The sequence below is a fragment of the Streptosporangium sp. NPDC000396 genome, from assembly GCF_042898655.1.
GTDB lineage: Bacteria > Actinomycetota > Actinomycetes > Streptosporangiales > Streptosporangiaceae > Streptosporangium.
The window spans coordinates 234,030-252,066 of the sequence record NZ_JBIAZA010000001.1 but is presented as its reverse complement, the minus strand read 5'-3'; the positions used below and the strand labels follow the sequence as shown (position 1 = coordinate 252,066).

The window sequence follows — 18,037 nt, the reverse complement described above, 5'->3', positions numbered from 1 at the left end:
CTCAGAAATACCTTCACCCAAAGTAACCGATCATCGCCCAGAGTCTGTGACGGCGTGTGCTACGGAAGGGGTCAAACGAGCGTAGGCTTCCCACGGCGACACGCGAGTAGGGGGAGGACGAGGCGCATGTCAGACTCGTTTGTGCATCTTCACGTTCATACGGAGTACTCCATGCTCGATGGAGCCGCCCGTCTGAAGCAGATGTTCAAACAGGTCGGTGACCTGGGCATGCCCGCCATCGCGATCACCGACCACGGCAACATGCACGGTGCCTACGACTTCTACAAGCAGGCCACCGGGGCCGGGATCAAGCCGGTCATCGGCATCGAGGCCTATGTCGCCCCGGGCTCGCGTCACCACAAGAAGCAGCTCGTGTGGGGCGAGCCGCACCAGAAGAGCGACGACGTCTCGGCGGGTGGTTACTACACCCACATGACGATCTGGGCGCGGAACGCCACCGGCCTGGGCAACCTGATGAAGCTCAGCTCCCGCGCCTACACCGAGGGCTTTGTGCGCAAGTGGCCCCGGATGGACGCCGAGATCGTCGCCGAGCACGCCGAGGGCCTGATGGCCACCACCGGCTGCCCGTCGGGCGAGGTCCAGACCCGCCTGCGTCTGGGCCAGTACGACGAGGCGGTGGCCGCGGCGGCGAAATATCAGGAGATCTTCGGTAAGGAGAACTATTACCTGGAGATCATGGACCACGGCCTCGACATCGAGCGCCGGGTCCGCGACGGGCTGACCCGCATCTCCAAAGAGCTGGGCATCCCGCCGCTGGTCACCAACGACTCCCACTACACCTACGAGTCGGACGCGACCTCCCACGACGCCCTCCTGTGCATCCAGACCGGCAAGCAGCTGTCCGACCCCGGCCGGTTCCGCTTCGACGGCAGCGGCTACTACATCAAGTCGGCCGACGAGATGCGCGCGGTCGACTCCTCCGACCTGTGGGCCGAGGGCTGCCGCAACACGCTGCTGGTCGCCGAGAAGGTCGATCCGACCGGCATGTTCGGCTTCAAGAACCTGATGCCGACCTTCCCGGTGCCCGAGGGGATGACCGAGGAGGAGTTCTTCCGCGCCCAGGTCTGGGAGGGGATGAAGCGCCGCTTCCCGAACGGCTTCGACGAGGAGCACCGGGAGTGGGCCGAGAAGGAGCTCGGCGTCATCATCCAGATGGGGTTCCCGTCCTACTTCCTCGTGGTCGCCGACTTCATCATGTGGGCCAAGCGCAACGGCATCCGGGTCGGCCCCGGCCGTGGTTCCGCGGCGGGCTCGCTGGTGGCCTACGCGCTGGGCATCACCGACCTCGACCCGATCCCGCACGGCCTGATCTTCGAGCGGTTCCTCAACCCCGAGCGCGTCTCCATGCCCGACGTCGACATCGACTTCGACGAGCGCCGGCGGGGCGACGTGATCCGCTACGTGACCGAGAAGTGGGGCGCCGACAAGGTCGCCATGATCGCCACCTTCGGCACCATCAAGGCGAAGGCGGCCATCAAGGACGCGGCCCGCGTCCTCGGCTACCCCTACGCGCTGGGCGACAAGGTCTCCAAGGCGTTCCCGCCCGCGGTGATGGGCAAGGACATCCCGCTGTCGGGCATCTTCGACAAGGACCACCCGCGCTACAACGAGGCCGGTGAGCTGCGCAAGCTGTACGAGGAGGACGTCGACGTCAAGGCGGCGATCGACCTCGGCAGGGGCCTGGAGGGCCTGATCAGGCAGACCGGCGTGCACGCCGCGGGCGTCATCATGTCGTCGGAGGTGCTGACCGACTACATCCCGATCATGCGCCGCGACTCCGACGGCGCGATCATCACGCAGTTCGACTATCCGACCTGCGAGACGCTCGGCCTGCTGAAGATGGACTTCCTGGGCCTGCGCAACCTCACGATCATCGACGACTGCCTGAAGGCCATCGAGGCCAACACCGGCCGCCAGATCGAGCTGCTCGACCTGCCGCTGGACGACACCAAGACCTACGAGCTGCTGGCACGCGGCGACACGCTCGGCATCTTCCAGCTGGACGGCGGCGGCATGCGCTCGCTGCTGCGCCTGATGCGTCCCGACAACTTCGAGGACATCTCCGCGGCGCTCGCGCTGTACCGGCCGGGCCCGATGGGCGCCAACTCGCACACCAACTACGCGCTGCGCAAGAACGGCCAGCAGGAGATCACCCCGATCCACGAGGCTCTGGAAGAACCCCTCAAGGAGATCCTCGACACGACCTACGGCCTGATCGTCTATCAGGAGCAGGTCATGGCCATCGCGCAGAAGGTCGCGGGCTACTCTCTCGGCGGCGCCGACCTGCTCCGCCGCGCGATGGGCAAGAAGAAGAAGTCCGAGCTGGACAAGCAGTACGAGTTCTTCGAAAAGGGCATGAAGGACAACGGCTACCCAGCCGCGGCCATCAAAGCCCTGTGGGACATCCTTCTCCCCTTCTCCGACTACGCCTTCAACAAGGCCCACACCGCCGGATACGGCCTGGTCGCGTACTGGACCGGCTACCTCAAGGCCAACTACCCGGCCGAGTACATGGCCGCCCTGCTGACCTCGGTCAAGGACGACAAGGACAAGTCGGCGCTCTATCTGAACGAGTGCCGACGCATGGGCATCAAGGTGCTCCCGCCGGATGTCAACGACTCCGACTTCGACTTCACCGCCCGGGGCACCGACATCCGCTTCGGCCTGTCGGCCATCCGTAACGTCGGCGGCAACGTGGTCGACGGGATCATCGCCGCGCGCAAGGAGAAGACCCGCTTCGCCGACTTCAAGGACTTCCTCCGCAAGGTCCCCATGGTCGTCTGCAACAAGAGGGTCATCGAGTCGCTGATCAAGGCGGGTGCCTTCGACTCGTTCGGGCACGTCCGCAAGGGCCTGGTCCTGGTCCACGAGCAGGCCGTCGACAGCATCATCGGCATCAAGAAGAACGAGGCCCAGGGGCAGGACTCCCTGTTCGGTGCCATCGAGGGCGCCGAGGACCAGACCTTCGACGTGCAGATCCCGATGGGGGAGTGGGACAAGAACACCCTGCTCCAGTTCGAGCGGGAGATGCTCGGCCTCTACGTCTCCGACCACCCGCTCTTCGGCGTGGAGCACATCCTCGCCTCGGGCGCCGACTGCTCGGTCGCCGCGCTCCAGGACGACGGCCGCCCCGACGGCCAGATCGTCACCGTCGGCGGCATCCTGAGCGGCGTCCAGCGCAAGGTCACCAAGAAGGGCGACACCTGGGTCCTGACCATGCTGGAGGACCTGGAGGGTGCCATCGAGGTGATGATCTTCCCTTCGGCGTACCAGCTCTGCGCGACCGTCCTCGCCGAGGACGCCATCGTCTTCGTCAAGGGCCGTCTGGACAAGCGCGAGGATGTCGGAAAGATCATCGCCATGGAGGTGACGGCTCCCGACCTGACCCGCGAGAGCGGCGGGCCCCTGGCCGTCAGCCTCCCGCTCACCCGCTGCACCCCTCCGGTGATCGGCCGGCTGAAGGAGGTCCTGACCGCCCACCCCGGCACCACCGAGGTTCACCTCCAGGTCCACAACGGCCCGAAGACCACCATCATGCGCCTGGACGACCGTCTGCGCGTGGCGCCGTCCCCGGCTCTGATGGGTGATCTCAAGCAACTCCTCGGCCCGGCTTGCCTGGGAATGTGAAGGGTTAGGAAACCTTCCTAACTTTCGTTGACAGTCCGTCGAGCCGCTTGCCAGTATGCGGTGAGCGGCTTGGCGCGGCGCCTCCCGGGTGGAGGCGTGACGCGCTCAGTGAGAGATGTGCTGCCCCGGCCGCGTTTTGCACGGCGCCACAGACGGCGCCGTGACCTTTCGTCTCTCACCCCCAGGAGACAGTCGTGTCCTTAACGACGCCTTCCCCCATTCCCCGCCCTCTCCTGCCGGTCCTCGTGGCGGTCACCGTCCTGTTCGCGGGGCTCCTCGTCGCCACGGGCCGCGCCGAAGCCGCCGAGACCCTGCTGTCACAGGGCAAGCCCGCCTCCTCCTCGTCCAAGGAAAGCTCCTCCTACAGCTCGGGCAAGGCGGTCGACGGTGACCTCACCTCGACCCGCTGGGCCTCCCTGGAGGGCAGCGACCCGCAGTGGATCCGGGTCGACCTCGGCGCCGTCTTCCCGATCTCCCGGGTCAAGCTGTTCTGGGAGGCCGCCTACGGCAGGGCTTACAAGATCCAGGTCTCCGGCGACGCCGCGAACTGGACGACCGTCTACTCCACGAGCAGCGGTGACGGCGACCTGGACGACCTGACGGGCCTGTCGGGCTCCGGGCGCTACGTCCGCATGTACGGCACGGCCAGGGGCACCGAGTATGGCTACTCCCTGTACGAGTTCCAGGTGTTCGGCGGCGGCACCTCCACGCCCAGCCCGACCCCGACCCCGACTCCCACGCCGACCCCGACCCCGACCGTGCCTCCGGGTGACACCTTCGTCGTCGCGGCCGCCGGTGACATCGCCGCCCAGTGCACCGCGAGCTCCAGCTCCTGCGCGCACCCCAAGACGGCCGCGCAGGTTCAGGCGATGAACCCGGAATTCGTCATCACCATGGGCGACAACCAGTACGACGACGCCCGGCTCTCGGACTTCCGGAACTACTACGACAAGTCGTGGGGCAAGTTCAAGAGCAAGACGCGACCGGCGGCCGGAAACCACGAGACCTACGACCCCGCCGGGACCTACGCGGGATACAAGGCCTACTTCGGCTCCCTGGCCACCCCGCAGGGCAAGACCTACTACAGCTACGACCAGGGAAACTGGCACTTCATCGCCCTCGACTCCAACTACTTCGACCAGCAGGCCCAGCTCAACTGGCTCAAGTCGGACCTGGCCGCGAACACCAAGGGCTGCGTCGCGGCCTACTTCCACCACCCGCTGTTCAGCTCCGGTGAGCACGGCAACGACCCGGTGAGCAAGCCGGTCTGGAAGATCCTCTACGACGCCAAGGCCGACCTGGTGCTCAACGGCCACGACCACCACTACGAGCGGTTCGCCCCGCAGAACCCCGACGCCCAGGCCGACCCCAACGGCATCGTGGAGGTCCTCGGGGGCATGGGCGGCGCCTCGCCGTACAAGATCGAGAACGTCCAGCCCAACAGCCAGAAGCGACTGGCCAACACCTACGGCGTGCTCAAGCTGAACCTCGCCCCCAGCGCGTTCTCCTGGCAGCTGATCGGAATCGACGGCGCGGTCAAGGACACCAGCCCCACCTACAACTGCCACTAGATGTACATCTCGGCGAACCGGACCGCGGACGGAGCGCGTCCGCGGTCCCGGCTCTCCTGGGCGGTCCCCGGGAACGTGCTCGCGCTCGGGTGGGTCAGCCTGGTCACCGACATCTCCTCGGAGATGGTCACGGCCGTGCTCCCGCTCTACCTGACGCTCTCCCTCGGGCTCAGCATGCTGCAGTTCGGTCTGCTCGACGGGCTCTACTTCGGGGTGACGGCGCTGGTCCGCCTCGCCGGGGGGAACCTGGCCGACCGGTGGCAGCGGCGCAAGCTGGTCGCCGGGATCGGATACGGGCTGTCGGCACTGTGCAAGCCGGCCCTGCTCGCGGCGGGAGGCTCCGTCGCCGCGCTGGGCGCCGCGATCGCGCTGGACCGGACCGGCAAGGGGCTGCGCACGGCTCCGCGCGACGCGCTGATCTCGCTGAGCGCCCCGCCGGACGCGCTCGGGCAGGCGTTCGGCGTGCACCGCGCCATGGACACGCTCGGCGCGTTGCTCGGCCCGCTGGTGGCGTTCGCCATTCTCACGAGCACCGGCGGGGCGTATGACGCGGTGTTCGTGACCAGTTTCTGCGTGGCCGTGCTCGGCGTGCTGCTGCTGGTCATGTACGTCCGCGACCGGCACGCGCCGCTGCCGGGCCCGCGGCCGTCGACCTCGCCGCGTGCCGCGCTGGGGCTGCTGCGCGAGGCGGCGTTCCGGCGGGTGTGCGTGACGGCCGCCGCCCTGGGACTGGTCACGGTCGGCGACGGGTTCGTCTACCTGCTGCTGCAGAAACACGGGGGGTTCGGCGCCGAATACTTCCCGCTGCTGCCGGTCGGCACGGCCGCGGCCTACCTGCTGCTGGCCGTACCCGCCGGGCGGCTCGCCGACCGGCTGGGCCGGGTGCCGGTCTTCCTGGCCGGGCACGTCGCGCTGGTCACCGCCTACCTCGTGCTGCTGGGGCCGGGGTGGTTCGTCCCCGTGCTGGTCCTGCACGGAGCCTTCTACGCCGCCACCGACGGCGTGCTGATGGCCGTGGCCGGGCCGATGCTTCCCGAACACCTGCGCACCAGCGGCCTGGCCCTGCTCCAGACGGGACAGGCGGTCGCCCGCCTGTTCTCCTCGATCCTGCTCGGCGCCGTCTGGACGATGTGGGGAAGCACCCTGGGGCTCGCCGCCATGGCCACCGGGCTCGCGGTGTGCGTGCTCGGCGCCTGGTTCGTGATGAGGAGGCGCTCGTGGCGTTGATCCGGTCGTCCGCGTGCCGTGTCGCCTGGTTCGTGACGGGAGGGCACCCGTGACCCCGATCCGGCGCCTGGCGGTGCTGCTCGTGGCCGTCGCCGTCCTCGGCGGCGTGGCGGCCGGCTACATGGCCTGGGCCGCGCGGCGCGCTCCCGCCCCGGTCCAGGCGGCCGGCGGCGACGTGCTCCGGCCCGGGCAGCTGGCGTTCCGTACGGCGGGCGGCCGGGTCGCGGCGGTCCCGCTGGGGAACACCTCGGCCGCGCCCGTGGCCGGCGGCCCGGTCTGCAACCGGTTCTCCACCGCCGGTGGCACCTCGATCTGCCTGGTCGCGCAGCCGGGGGCGGTGGCCACCACGCACGCGATGATCCTCGACCGGTCCATGAAGGAGACCCGCCGGATCAAGCTGGCCGGGATTCCGAACCGGGCCAGAATGTCCCAGAGCGGGCGGATGGCGTCGTGGACCGTGTTCGTCACCGGAGACTCCTACAGCGAGGGCGGCTTCTCCACCTGGACGGGAATCCTCGACACCCGCACCGGCTACGCCGTCACCAACATCGAGGACATCCCCCTGACCCTGAACGGCCGCCGCTACCACGCGCCCGACGTGAACTACTGGGGCGTCACCTTCGCCGCCGACGACAACCGGTTCTACGCGACCGTGGCCACCAGAGGGAAGACCTACCTTGTCGAGGGTGACTACGGCAGATGGCAGGCGCGGACCCTCAGGGAGAACGCCGAGTGCCCGTCGCTGTCGCCCGACGGGACCCGCCTGGTGTTCAAGAAACGGGTCTCGGCCGATCCCGACCGGATGTGGCGGCTCCACCTGCTGGACCTGGCCACCATGAAGGAGACGCCGCTGGCCGAGTCCGCGAGCGTCGACGACCAGGTGGCATGGCTCGACGAGCGCACGGTGATGTACGCCAAGGGGCCCGACGTCTGGTCGGTCCCCGCCGACGGCTCCGGCGCCCCGGCCCTCCTGGTGCGCGGCGCATCCTCCCCGGTGGCCGTCCGGTGACGGTCACCGACGCCGAGGGCCGGGTCCTGAGGTAGCCGTCAGGTCCCGTGGCCGGTCCCGCCCCCTTGGGGACCGGCCGTCCCCCGGCCCTCGTGTGCCCGCTCTCCCCACGCGATGGGCGCGCCGGCTCCTTTCACCCGGAGTGCGTGCGCCCATTGTCCGAAAGCCTCCGCCCGAGTGGCTTTCTCATCCCAGGCCGCGCTTTACGGGAGAGCGGGGACCGAGGGCTCGTCGTTGGTCCAGCCGACCTGAAGCAGGGTGCTGGTCGAGGTCTTGTTCGGGAACACCTTGCCGTCGATCGTGGTCTTCATGTCCTCGGCCAGCAGCTGCATCGTGGCGGTGTCGACGATCACCAGCTTCGTGACCGCGAACTTGCCCTTCTCTTGCAGGTCGATGGAGAAGCCCTCACCGGTCCTGCCTTGGGAGTCCTTGACCTTCCCCAGGGCGCGGACGCCGGACATCGTCGGCAGCGTCCGGTAGGCCGCGGCGCGGACCTCCTTCGGCGCCGGAACGGTGTGCAGCAGCGAGATCATCACCTCCGCCACGTAGCCGTCGCGGACGTCGTCGGGAACCTTCGCGTCCTGCGCCGCCCTCTCCATCAGAGCCTTCAGCTTGGCCGGGTCCGCGGGCAGCGCCTGGATCTGTTCGTACGACGGTGACCGGCCGGCCAGGTGGAAACCGACGCCGTACTTGACGGGGCCGACCGAGCCCTTGCCCGGCTCGATGGAGAAGTGCCGGGGCAGGGTCGAGCCGTCCGCCGTCTCCTTCCAGCTGCTCGGGGAGCCGTCGCGGCGCCACGCCTCCTCGTCCGCCGTGCTCTTCGGACGCGCTCCCAATTCCCGAAATCCGGCCCAGGTTTTGCCGTCGGGTGAGATCCACGTTTCCAGAAGCTTCTGCTGCTCCACCCAGTAGAGGTTCTTCCCGTGCCCGAGGTACCGGGGAAAGATGCTCTTCATCAGGGTCTTCGTGTGCCAGTAGGCCCCTTCCGCCGGAGCCGCCACCGACCGGGCGGCGGACGCGAGCCGGAGGTCCGGCGTGTGCGGCAGGCTCGGCAGGGCGATGGCGCCCGCCGCGGCCAGGCCGATCCCGATCGTGATCCAGGAGCGGATCCGCGTGCCCGGGTAGTTCATCTGGTCCTCCAAAGATCCGTTTGCACGCCCCCTAATACGCCTGGGCCGCCCGGGGGGTTGCCCGCGCCCGGCCGGTGATTCGATCGGCATGAGCGTCCCGCCACCGGTGCGGTTCAGGTTCGTGCACGCGGGCAACCCTCCGGGCGGCCCAGGCGTATGAAGGGGCATGAAATTGGATGAACAGGCGTGAGCGGCCCGCATGACGAGGCGTTCGCCGCGTTCGTCGCCGCGCGGGGCACCGGCCTGCTGCGATTCGCCCACCTCGCGTGCGGCGACGCGGAGGACGCCGAAGACCTGCTGCAGACGGCGCTGGAGCGCGCCTACCGGAGGTGGGACCGGGTGGGCTACGACAACCCCGAGCCCTACGTCCGCCGCATCATCGTCAACACCGCCATCAGCCGTGCCCGGCGCCGGGCGATCCTGCGGATCATCCCGACGCACGCCCCGCCCGAACTACCGGACCGGGAGACCGACGTCGCGCTGCGTCAGATGCTCATGGACACCCTGCGAGGCCTACCTCCCCGGCAGCGCGCGGTGATCGTCCTGCGCTATTGGGAGGACCTCAGCGAGACGCAGACCGCGGAGATCCTCGGTTGTTCGGCGGGAACGGTGAAAAGCCAGGCCTCGAAGGCGCTCGCCAAGCTCCGGTCGGCGGTCGGCGGCCGGTCACTGGAAGGAGTGATCAGGAATGTCCATGCTTGAGGAAGACCTTCGCCAGATCATGGCGGACGAGACCGCGAGGTTGCACGCGGCGCCCGACCTGGTGCAGCGGGTCATCCGCTCCTCCCGGCGCAGGAAGACCGCGCGGATCAGGCTCACCGCCACGGCCGCCGCGGTGGCCGTGGCGGCGGTCGCGACCCCCGTCTACCTGACCCTCGGCGCGGGCTCCGGTCCCGTGGCGAAGTCCGCGGACGGCGGGCCGGCCGCGGCCACCGCTGTGGCGGAGCCTCCCCTCGACGACGTTCTCGGGCCGCCGCTGCCCACCGCGGTGCCCGAGACACGCGATCTCGGCGATCTCGGCGACGGGCGGGCCTTCGGGCGCGTCAGGGTGGATTACCTGCCCGAGGGCCTGCAGTGGTCCCACTGGTCGCTGGACCACGGCGACAGCTACACGACCGCGTGGGACTACGACGGGAACAAGAACGGCTTCTACTGCGTCCAGATCTTCGTCTACGAGGGAAAGGCCGTCCAGGAACTCGACGACCGCGTACGGTCGTACCGCGAAGAGGGAGAAGGCAAGGACGTGGCCGTCGGCGACGACAGGACCGGCTACATGGTCACGCAAAATGTCGGCGAGGACGGAGGAAAGGGCACTCCCACGGTCTTCGTCAACCTGGGCGACGAGCGCAGGGCCGAGATCATGTTCAGCCCCGTCTTCGTCAAGAAACTGCGCACCGAGGAAGCCGTCGCGCGGGAGCTGGTGAAGGTCGCCACAGGGCTCAGCTCCACGGACTGAACCCGTTCGCCGCCGGCGTCCGCGCCCACGGGCTTCCCGGCCCCTGCGGCGCGCCGCCGGTTCGGTGGTGACGGGCTTCCCGGCCTCGCGGACCGTCGCCGGTTCGGCGGCGGCGGGTCGTCAGCGGCGGCGGTTCAGCGGCGGTTCAGTGGCGGCGGCGCTTCGACTTCTTCCGCCACTCGTTCCGCCACGCGTTCCTCCACTCCCGGAACACGAGGCCCTCGACGTCCTCGTGATCCCTGCGGTACTGCCGGAACATGCGGCGCGCCTCCTGGCGCTCCTCGGCGCGCCGTTCGGCCTCCAGGGCCTCGGCCATGCCGGGGGTGTAACCGCCGCCGAAGCGATCCATGTCCGGGGCGTGGAAGGACGACTCGGGGACGTCCCGCAGGGCCGCCGACATGGACGACACCCAGATCGGGCCGGGCAGGGAGGCTCCCTGGACCTGACCGTAGTATTCGCCGCCGATCTGCACGTCGCGCAGCGGGTAACGGTAGGAACCGCGGATGTCGCCCACGCTGACCGCGGCGGCCAGGTCGGGGGTGTATCCGGCGAACCACGCGGAGGTGTAGCCGTTGTTGGTGCCGGTCTTGCCCGCGGCGTCGCGGCCGATGTCCTGGCCTCTCATGGTGCCCTTGGTGAACACCCCGGACAGGATGTGGTTGACCGCGTCGGCCACCTCGCGTTCGATCGCCTGCCCGCAGGTCGGCGGCACGGGGACACGCGTGCCGTCCCGCTCGACGATGTCGACGATGGCCATCGGACGGCAGTAGCGGCCCCGCCCGGCGAACGCGGCGAACGCCGACGCCACCGTCACCGGGTCCATCTCGTTCACCCCCAGGGTGAAGGTCGGAACCTGGCGCAGCGGCGTGCCGTCCGCGCGAGCGATGCCGAGCGCCTTGGCCGTCTTGACCACCTGGCAGAGGCCCACCCTCCGTTCCAGCATCATGTAGAAGATGTTCACCGAGTTCCAGGTGCCGGTGGAAAGGCTCTGCGGGCCGCCCCTGCCCTCGCCGCTGGCATTGAAGATCGTGGCCTTGGGATCGTTGACCTTGCGGCCGTGGCAGTCGACGAAGCCCGTGCGGGGGCTGAACTGGCCCGGCGTCATGAAGCCGTCGTCGAACCGCCAGCCCTGGCCCAACGCGGTGGCCAGGGTGAACGCCTTGAAGGTGGATCCGGCCTGGAAGCCCATGCCGCCGCCGTGCGCCACGTCGGCGGGCAGGTTGTAGGTGGTCCGGGGACCGTTGTTGGTGTTGCCGGAGTTGCGGCCGTATTTCTTGCTCGCGGCCATCGCCCGGATCCGCCCGGTTCTCGGCTCGACCATGGCCTCGGCGGCGACCTCGGTGTCCTCCGGGCTGACCCGCGCGGAGATGGCCTGCTGCGCGGCTTTCTGGATGCGCGGGTCCAGGGTGGTGCGCAGCACGATGCCGCCCCTGGCCAGGCGGCGCTCCCGCTCGGCGCGGTTGTGGCCGAACACCGGGTTGCTCAGCAGCTCCCGGTGGACGTAGATGCAGAAATAGGGGTAGAGGCTGCTGCCGCAGCCCCCGGGCTCCGGTTTCAGGCGGATCTCCAGGGGCTTGCTCTTGGTGGCGTCGGCGCGGGCCTGGGTGATGATCCCCAGCTGGGCCATCCGGTCCAGCACGATGTCTCTGCGCTCTCGCAGGCGCTTGCGGCGCTGCTTGTCCAGGGACGGGTCCGTCGCGTACGGCATGCGCACCGCGCCGGCCAGCGTCGCGGCCTGCTGCAGGGACAGCTCCGACGCCGGGACCGAGAAGAACCGCTGGGCGGCCGCCTCGATCCCGAACGCCCCGGCCCCGAAGTAGGCGATGTTGAGATAGCGCTCCAGGATCTCGGCCTTGCTGTACTTCTCCTCCATGGCGAGCGCGTACCGCAGCTCGGTGATCTTCCGTTTGAGGCTCGGCTCCCGGGCCTTGGCGCGCTCGGCGTTGGTCTCGGCGTTCTCGACCAGGATGTTCTTCACGAGCTGCTGGGTGAGCGAGGATCCGCCCTGCCGTACGCCGCCCGCCTGGGTGTTGGTTATCAGGGCCCGCAGCGTTCCCTTGATGTCCAGGCCCGCGTGCTCGTAGAACCGGGAGTCCTCGATCGCCACGATCGCCTGGCGCATGACAGGGGCGACCCTGCCGAGGGGCACGATCGTCCGGTTCTCCGTGTAGAACTGGGCGAACTGCCTGCCGTTCTTGTCCAGGAGCACCGTGCGCTGGGGGAGCGGCTCCTCGTGCGGGCTGGGAGGCAGGTCGGTCAGGATGGCCGCGACCCGGTTGGCGGTGATCCCGACGCCGGTGACCACGGGCAGGGCGGCGGCCGCCGCCAGCAGCCCGCCGAGCACGCCGCAGACCGTCAGCCCGCGCAGGCACACGACGGGGCTGGAACTCACCTCAGGTCGCGATGTCACGGATAGTAAGGTGCAACCGGATGATCAAGCGCAAACACCCGATCGAGAATTTTTACCTTCCGGGGGCCCCTTCTCGACCGCCTCCCCGGCCCGCTCTACTCCTCCCCGGGCCCCGCGATCTCCCTGCTGACCTTCAGGCCCAGCGAGGCGAACTGCTCGAACGGGCGGTGGTAGCCCCGCTCGATGTGGTGCACCCCGCGCAGCGTGGAGGTGCCCTCCGCGGCGGCGGCCGCGAGCACGGCGGAGAACCCCGCACGGATGTCGGGCAGTGTCACATCGGCGCCGCGCAGCTTGGACACGCCCCGCACGACCGCCGAATGCTTGGCGTTGGTGTCGTGGTAACGGCACGCCGGGCCGCCCAGGCACACGTCGAAGACCTCGATCTCGCAGCCCATCTTCTGCAGCGCGGGCACGTAGACCAGGCGGTTCTCGAACACCGTCTCATGCAGCACCGACATGCCCTGGGCCTGCGTGAACAGCACCATCAGCGGCGTCTGCCAGTCGGTCATGAACCCCGGGTGCGTGTCGGTCTGCACCGCAGCCGCCCGCAGCCCGTCGGGTGCCGACGCCGACACGTAGTCGTCGGTGATGTTCATCTCGGCGCCCATCCGGGCCAGGGTGGTTATCGCGGTGACCAGCCGGTCCTGCGGGCAGCCGTGCACCCGCACCTCGCCACCGGTGATCAGTCCGGCCGCCAGGTAGGAGAACGCCTCGATCCGGTCGCCGTTCAGCCAGGTGGACGCGCCGCGCAGACGCTCCACGCCCTCGATCACGATGCGCCGGTCCGGGCTGAGCTCGATGCGCGCGCCCATGCGCTGCAGGAACAGGGCCAGCTCCACCACCTCGGGCTCCATGGCCGCGCCCTTGAGCACGGTCTTGCCCTCGGCCAGCACGGCCGACATCAGGACCGTCTCGGTCGCGCCCACGCTCGGGTAGGGCAGGTTGATCCGGGTCCCGCGCAGCCGCTTGGCCTTCGCGTAGACGCCGGTGTCGCTCACCTCGACCTCGGCACCCATCGCGCGCAGCGCCTCGACGTGGAAGTCGACGGGCCGGCGCCCGATCGGGTCTCCGCCGACCAGCGGCACGAACGCCTCACCCGCCAGGTGCAACAGCGGTCCCAGCATCAGGATGGGAATCCGGTTGAGACCGGTGAACGCCGCAGGCACATGCGGGTTGATCTGCTGTCCTTGGGAAATGCTGATTTCCCGAGGAGTGATCTCCACGTTGATGCCGAGTGCCCGGAGCATCTGCGCGGTGATTCCAACCTCGCCCACGTCGGGGGCGTTGTGGATCGTGCTCTCCCCGACGCCCAGCATCGCGGCGACCATGTGCTTGGAGACGCCGTTCTTGGACCCGCGGACCTCGACGTCGCCACGCAGCGGTCCGGAGGGTTCGATCAGCCATACCTCTTCGTTCACCCGGACAGCGTAACGGGATTCGTCCCAAGTCTCGGGGAGCACAAGTCGAGGGATCGGTAACATCGGGCACATCAGTACACAGGGTGAGGGAGACCACATTGCGGCACGTGCGTGACTTCGCCGTCACCGTGTTGGTGCTCGGCCTGTCCGGGGCGGCCGCAGGTCTCCTGTGGTCGTTCCTGGCACCGCGCCCGCCGTACGTCATGAGCAGGCAGGGCCCGCTCCTCGCCGACCCCTCCACGCAGGCGCTCATCGCGGCCGACGGCTGGTTCGCCGTCATCACCGGAGTCCTCGGGCTGGTCTGCGGCGCCGTCGGCTACGGCCTGTCGCGCCGGGGGCGCCCGCTCGCCGTGCTGCTCGGCCTGGCCGGGGGCGGCATGCTCGGCGGGTATCTCACGCTGGTGGTCGGCCAGGCGGTCAATCTCGGCGAGGTGAGCGTCGCCGCATCCGGGCAGGGCCTGTCGCTGGTCCCCGGCCCGCTGGACCTGACCGCCCAGGGGGTGCTGTACGCCTGGCCCACGCTCGCCGTCGGCCTCTTCTTCGCCCTGGAGGGCATCGCGGGCTATCGCGACTCGCCGCTGCGCCGCCCGTTCGGCGGGCAGGATCCCTACGGGCCGCTGTCCGGCTACGACATCGGAGGCAGGTAGCCCGCCAGACCGCGTCAGAGGACGGGCCCGTACGGCGCGCGGGTGGGCCGCGACGTCAGCGGCAGGCGGGCCTGCGCGCGCCGTGCCCGGTGGCCTGCTCGAACGCGTGAGCCAGCCGCAGCACCCGCAGGTCGGCGAAGGGACGCCCGACGATCTGCACGCCCACCGGCAGCCCGTCCGCGGTGAACCCGCACGGCACCGACGCCGCGGGGGCGTGCAGCACGCTGATCCAGTAGGCCGAGCGCATCCACGCCAGGTAGTCCGGCAGCGCCTCCCCGTTGATCTCCGAGACGTACGGCGCGTCCACCGGGAACGGCGGCACCTGGCTGACCGGCGCGATCAGGAAGTCGTAGGTGCCGAAGAAGTCGTTCATCCGCTGGTACAGGCCGCTGCGCAGCCGCTCCGCCCTGGCCAGGTCCGCCCCGGTCACCCCCCGGCCCTGCTCGACGTTCCAGCGCACGTTCGGGCCCAGGCCGTCCTGGGGCAGGTCGCCGAAGGACAGCGCGTAGTACCACGCCCGGTAGATCCGGAAGGCGTCCTCGGCGTCTGAGAGATCCAGATCCACCCGTTCGACCTGGGCTCCCAGCTCCGCGAGCACCGCCGGGGCGTCGGCGGTGACCTTCGCGGTCTCCGTGTCCACCGGCAGGCCGCCCAGGTCGGGGCTCCAGGCGATGCGCAGCCCGGTCAGATCCTCCTCCAGCGGCCCGCCGAAGACCGTACCGCTCTCGGCGATCGACAGGGGAGAGGCGACGTCGAATCCGGCCACCACGCTCATCAGCAGCGCCAGGTCCTTCACGGTGCGGGCCATCGGCCCCGGCACCCCGAGGGTGAACCACGCCGCCGACGGCGACGGCGCCGGTACGCGCCCCGGTGTCGGCCGCAGCCCCACCACGTTGCAGAACGAGGCGGGATTGCGCAGCGATCCGCCCATGTCCGAGCCGTCGGCCAGCGGGACCATCCCGGTCGCCAGCGCCGCCGCCGCCCCGCCGCTGCTGCCGCCCGCCGACCTCGACAGGTCGTACGGGTTGCGGGTGGCGCCGAACAGCTCGTTCACGGTGTGCGAGCCGGTGCCGAACTCCGGGGTGTTGGTCTTGCCGACCGTGATCGCCCCGGCCTCGCGCATCCGCCGCACGATCGGGGAGTCGGTGTCCGGGACGTGGTCGGCGAACAGGCGCGAGCCGTACGTGGTGCGGATCCCGGCGGTGTCCGCCAGGTCCTTGTGCGCCACCGGCAGCCCGTGCAGCGGCCCGCGCCACAGGCCCTTCGCCAGGTCCCGGTCGGCCTCCCGCGCCTCCTCCAGGGCGCGCTCGGCCACCAGCGTGACGATCGCGTTGACCCGAGGATTGACCTCCTCGATCCGGCGCAGGTGCGCGTCGAGCAGCTCGACCGCGCTGACCTGCCTGGTGCGCAGCAGTTCGAGCATCTCGGTAGCGGTCAGGTAAAACATCTGTCCCCCCGATCGGGTACGGCCTGCGCCGAGTTTCGCCGAAGGCCGCCGCCGGGCGCGTCGGCAACCTTCGACAGGAAAGCCGGAAGAACTGGGGGAGTGTCCCTCAGGCGCTCCTGCCGATGGGCGCGGTGATCGCCCGCGTCAGCCGTACCAGCTCCGACGGGGCGGTCTCGATCTGCAGCCCGCGCCGGCCGGCCGAGAAGTAGATCGTCTCGAAGTCGAGCGCCGAGGCGTCGATCACGGTCGGCAGTTGCTTGCGCTGCCCCAGCGGGCTGATCCCGCCCACCACGTAGCCGGTGGTCCGCTCCACCTTGGCCGCGTCGGCCATCGCGGCACGCTTGCTTTTCAGCGCCGCCGCGAACGCCTTCAGGTCCAGTTTGCCCGCCACCGGCACCACCGCGACAGCCAGCCCGCCCTCCACTTCGGCCACGAGGGTCTTGAAGATCCGTTCGTACGGCACGCCGAGCGCGTCGGCCGCCTCCTCGCCGTAGGCCTGGGCGTTCGCGTCGTGCTCGTAGGGGTGAAGGGTGAAGTTCACCTTCGCCTGGGTCAGCGCCACCGTCGCAGGGGTTCCCTGGCCGCCCTTGCCCTTGCTCTTGCTCACAGGGCGAGCTTAGTAGCTGGTAAAAATCTACATCGTAAAGGACATGTCCGAATGATGGACAGAACGGGATCGGGTGGCGGACCTCCGTAGACTGGACGCGTGATTTCCCGTACCGACCTGCGCGAGGGCCTCCCGGAGGACCTGCGCGACGTGCTGCCCCGTGCCGAACTCGACGTCGAAGCCGCCCTGGAGAAAGTGCGGCCGATCTGCGAGGACGTGCATCATCGTGGCGCTGAGGCCGTGCGAGAGCTGACCGCGAGGTTCGACGGCGTGGAGCTCTCCTCCACCCGCGTCCCCGTGGAAGCCGTCACCAGGGCGCTGGAGGAGCTCGACCCGAAGGTCCGGGCGGCTCTCGAGGAGTCGATCCGCCGGGCCCGCCTCGTCCACCGCGATCAGCGGCGCACCGACGTCACCACCCAGGTCGTGCCCGGTGGCACCGTCACCGAGCGCTGGGTCCCCGTCGAGCGCGTGGGCCTGTACGTCCCCGGCGGCCGGGCGGTCTACCCGTCCAGCGTGGTCATGAACGTCGTGCCCGCCCAGGAGGCCGGGGTGGCCTCCATCGCGGTCACCTCGCCCGCGCAGAAGGAGTTCGGCGGGCTGCCGCACCCGACCATCCTGGCCGCCTGCGCCCTGCTCGGCGTGGACGAGGTCTACGCCGTCGGCGGCGCCCAGGCCGTGGCCATGTTCGCCTACGGCACCGAGGAGTGCGCGCCGGTCAACATGGTCACCGGTCCCGGCAACATCTGGGTCGCCGCCGCCAAGCGCCTGCTCAAGGGGCGCATCGGCATCGACTCCGAGGCCGGCCCCACCGAGATCGCGATCCTCGCCGACGCGACGGCCGACCCCGCCCACGTCGCCGCCGACCTGATCAGCCAGGCCGAGCACGACACGATCGCCGCCGCCGTCCTCGTCACCGACTCCGTCGAGCTGGCCGAGGCCGTCGAGCGCGAGCTGCCCCGCCAGGTGGCCGCCACCAAGCACTCGGAACGCATCGCCGAGGCCCTGTCCGGCCGCCAGTCCGGCATCCTCCTCGTCGGCGACATGGAGGCCGGGCTGCGCGTCGTCGACGCCTACGCCGCCGAGCACCTGGAGATCCACACCGCCGACGCGCCCGCGCTGGCCGCCCGGGTCCGCAACGCCGGAGCCGTCTTCGTCGGCACCTACGCGCCGGTCTCGCTCGGCGACTACCTGGCCGGGTCCAACCATGTGCTGCCCACCGGCGGCTGTGCCTGCCACTCCTCGGGCCTGTCGGTGCAGACCTTCCTGCGCGGCATCCACGTCGTCGACTACACCCGCGAGGCGCTCGCCGCCGCGGCCGCCCACGTGTGCGTCCTGGCCGACGCGGAGGACCTGCCGGCGCACGGCGCGGCGATCCGCGCGAGGTTCGACTGGGAGGTGCCTTCATGAGGACCTGCCCGCTCGCGTTCACGGGATGCGCGGCGATCCGCGCGAGGTTCGACTGGGAGA

At 69.8% G+C, this 18,037-nt stretch carries 13 protein-coding genes; 8 read left to right on the top strand and 5 right to left on the bottom strand.

Annotation, left to right across the window (positions count from 1 at the left end):
* Positions 1-126: 126 nt before the first annotated feature.
* The 4 genes from dnaE to ACFY2X_RS01095 all read left to right on the top strand — a co-directional run bounded on the left by dnaE (position 127) and on the right by ACFY2X_RS01095 (position 7,455).
* The gene (gene dnaE, locus ACFY2X_RS01110; protein ID WP_389930637.1) at positions 127-3,648 is read left to right on the top strand and encodes a DNA polymerase III subunit alpha; all 3,522 of its coding nucleotides are present in this window, start codon (positions 127-129) and stop codon (positions 3,646-3,648) included.
* Positions 3,649-3,842: 194 nt separating this feature from the next.
* Positions 3,843-5,219, top strand: coding sequence for a discoidin domain-containing protein (locus ACFY2X_RS01105; protein WP_389930634.1), 1,377 nt, complete (start codon positions 3,843-3,845; stop codon positions 5,217-5,219).
* Entirely contained in the window at positions 5,220-6,446 is a 1,227-nt protein-coding gene (locus tag ACFY2X_RS01100) for an MFS transporter (RefSeq protein ID WP_389930631.1), read from the top strand.
* 49 nt (positions 6,447-6,495) lie between these two features.
* Positions 6,496-7,455 (top strand): hypothetical protein, encoded by a 960-nt coding sequence (locus tag ACFY2X_RS01095; protein ID WP_389930628.1) that lies wholly within the window; start codon positions 6,496-6,498, stop codon positions 7,453-7,455.
* Between the two features lie 203 nt (positions 7,456-7,658).
* Here the strand turns inward: ACFY2X_RS01095 and ACFY2X_RS01090 are convergent, their stop codons facing one another.
* Positions 7,659-8,585 (bottom strand): hypothetical protein, encoded by a 927-nt coding sequence (locus ACFY2X_RS01090; protein ID WP_389930625.1) that lies wholly within the window; start codon positions 8,583-8,585, stop codon positions 7,659-7,661.
* Positions 8,586-8,771: 186 nt separating this feature from the next.
* Between ACFY2X_RS01090 and ACFY2X_RS01085 the strand changes: the two genes are divergently transcribed.
* Both ACFY2X_RS01085 and ACFY2X_RS01080 read left to right on the top strand, forming a co-directional pair.
* Positions 8,772-9,287, top strand: a complete 516-nt coding sequence (locus ACFY2X_RS01085; RefSeq protein ID WP_389930622.1) for a SigE family RNA polymerase sigma factor — start codon at positions 8,772-8,774, stop codon at positions 9,285-9,287.
* Positions 9,274-10,041: a hypothetical protein gene (locus ACFY2X_RS01080; protein WP_389930619.1), complete on the top strand. Its 768-nt coding sequence runs from the start codon at positions 9,274-9,276 to the stop codon at positions 10,039-10,041. The genes ACFY2X_RS01085 and ACFY2X_RS01080 overlap by 14 nt, the downstream gene beginning before the upstream one ends.
* Before the next feature lie 145 nt (positions 10,042-10,186).
* On the opposite strand, the gene ACFY2X_RS01075 is transcribed toward ACFY2X_RS01080, so the two are convergent.
* Both ACFY2X_RS01075 and murA read right to left on the bottom strand, forming a co-directional pair.
* Positions 10,187-12,451 carry a transglycosylase domain-containing protein gene (locus ACFY2X_RS01075; RefSeq protein WP_389930616.1) on the bottom strand — a complete coding sequence of 755 codons (2,265 nt, stop codon included), beginning with the start codon at positions 12,449-12,451 and terminating at the stop codon, positions 10,187-10,189.
* A 95-nt stretch (positions 12,452-12,546) separates the two neighbouring features.
* The gene (gene murA / locus ACFY2X_RS01070) at positions 12,547-13,869 is read right to left on the bottom strand and encodes a UDP-N-acetylglucosamine 1-carboxyvinyltransferase (protein WP_389930613.1); all 1,323 of its coding nucleotides are present in this window, start codon (positions 13,867-13,869) and stop codon (positions 12,547-12,549) included.
* Between the two features lie 107 nt (positions 13,870-13,976).
* Here murA and ACFY2X_RS01065 point away from each other — a divergent pair, with 107 nt between their 5' ends.
* A complete protein-coding gene (locus tag ACFY2X_RS01065) occupies positions 13,977-14,516 on the top strand; it encodes a hypothetical protein (RefSeq protein ID WP_389930610.1) in 540 nt (179 codons plus the stop codon).
* A 55-nt stretch (positions 14,517-14,571) separates the two neighbouring features.
* Here the strand turns inward: ACFY2X_RS01065 and ACFY2X_RS01060 are convergent, their stop codons facing one another.
* Together ACFY2X_RS01060 and ybaK are read right to left on the bottom strand one after the other, a co-directional pair.
* Positions 14,572-15,963 (bottom strand): amidase, encoded by a 1,392-nt coding sequence (locus ACFY2X_RS01060; protein ID WP_389930607.1) that lies wholly within the window; start codon positions 15,961-15,963, stop codon positions 14,572-14,574.
* 106 nt (positions 15,964-16,069) lie between these two features.
* Positions 16,070-16,570 (bottom strand): Cys-tRNA(Pro) deacylase, encoded by a 501-nt coding sequence (gene ybaK, locus ACFY2X_RS01055; RefSeq protein WP_389930605.1) that lies wholly within the window; start codon positions 16,568-16,570, stop codon positions 16,070-16,072.
* A gap of 99 nt (positions 16,571-16,669) precedes the next feature.
* Between ybaK and hisD the strand changes: the two genes are divergently transcribed.
* Positions 16,670-17,977, top strand: a complete 1,308-nt coding sequence (hisD, locus tag ACFY2X_RS01050) for a histidinol dehydrogenase (protein ID WP_389930602.1) — start codon at positions 16,670-16,672, stop codon at positions 17,975-17,977.
* Positions 17,978-18,037: the final 60 nt, after the last annotated feature.

What these genes read in the sequence shown, in the direction of transcription:
- dnaE (WP_389930637.1), top strand. Translation starts at nt 127, where the DNA reads ATGTCAGACTCGTTTGTGCATCTTCACGTTCATACGGAGTACTCCATG.
- ACFY2X_RS01100 (WP_389930631.1), top strand. Translation starts at nt 5,220, where the DNA reads ATGTACATCTCGGCGAACCGGACCGCGGACGGAGCGCGTCCGCGGTCC.
- ACFY2X_RS01090 (WP_389930625.1), bottom strand. Translation starts at nt 8,585, where the DNA reads ATGAACTACCCGGGCACGCGGATCCGCTCCTGGATCACGATCGGGATC.
- ACFY2X_RS01080 (WP_389930619.1), top strand. Translation starts at nt 9,274, where the DNA reads ATGTCCATGCTTGAGGAAGACCTTCGCCAGATCATGGCGGACGAGACC.
- ACFY2X_RS01060 (WP_389930607.1), bottom strand. Translation starts at nt 15,963, where the DNA reads ATGTTTTACCTGACCGCTACCGAGATGCTCGAACTGCTGCGCACCAGG.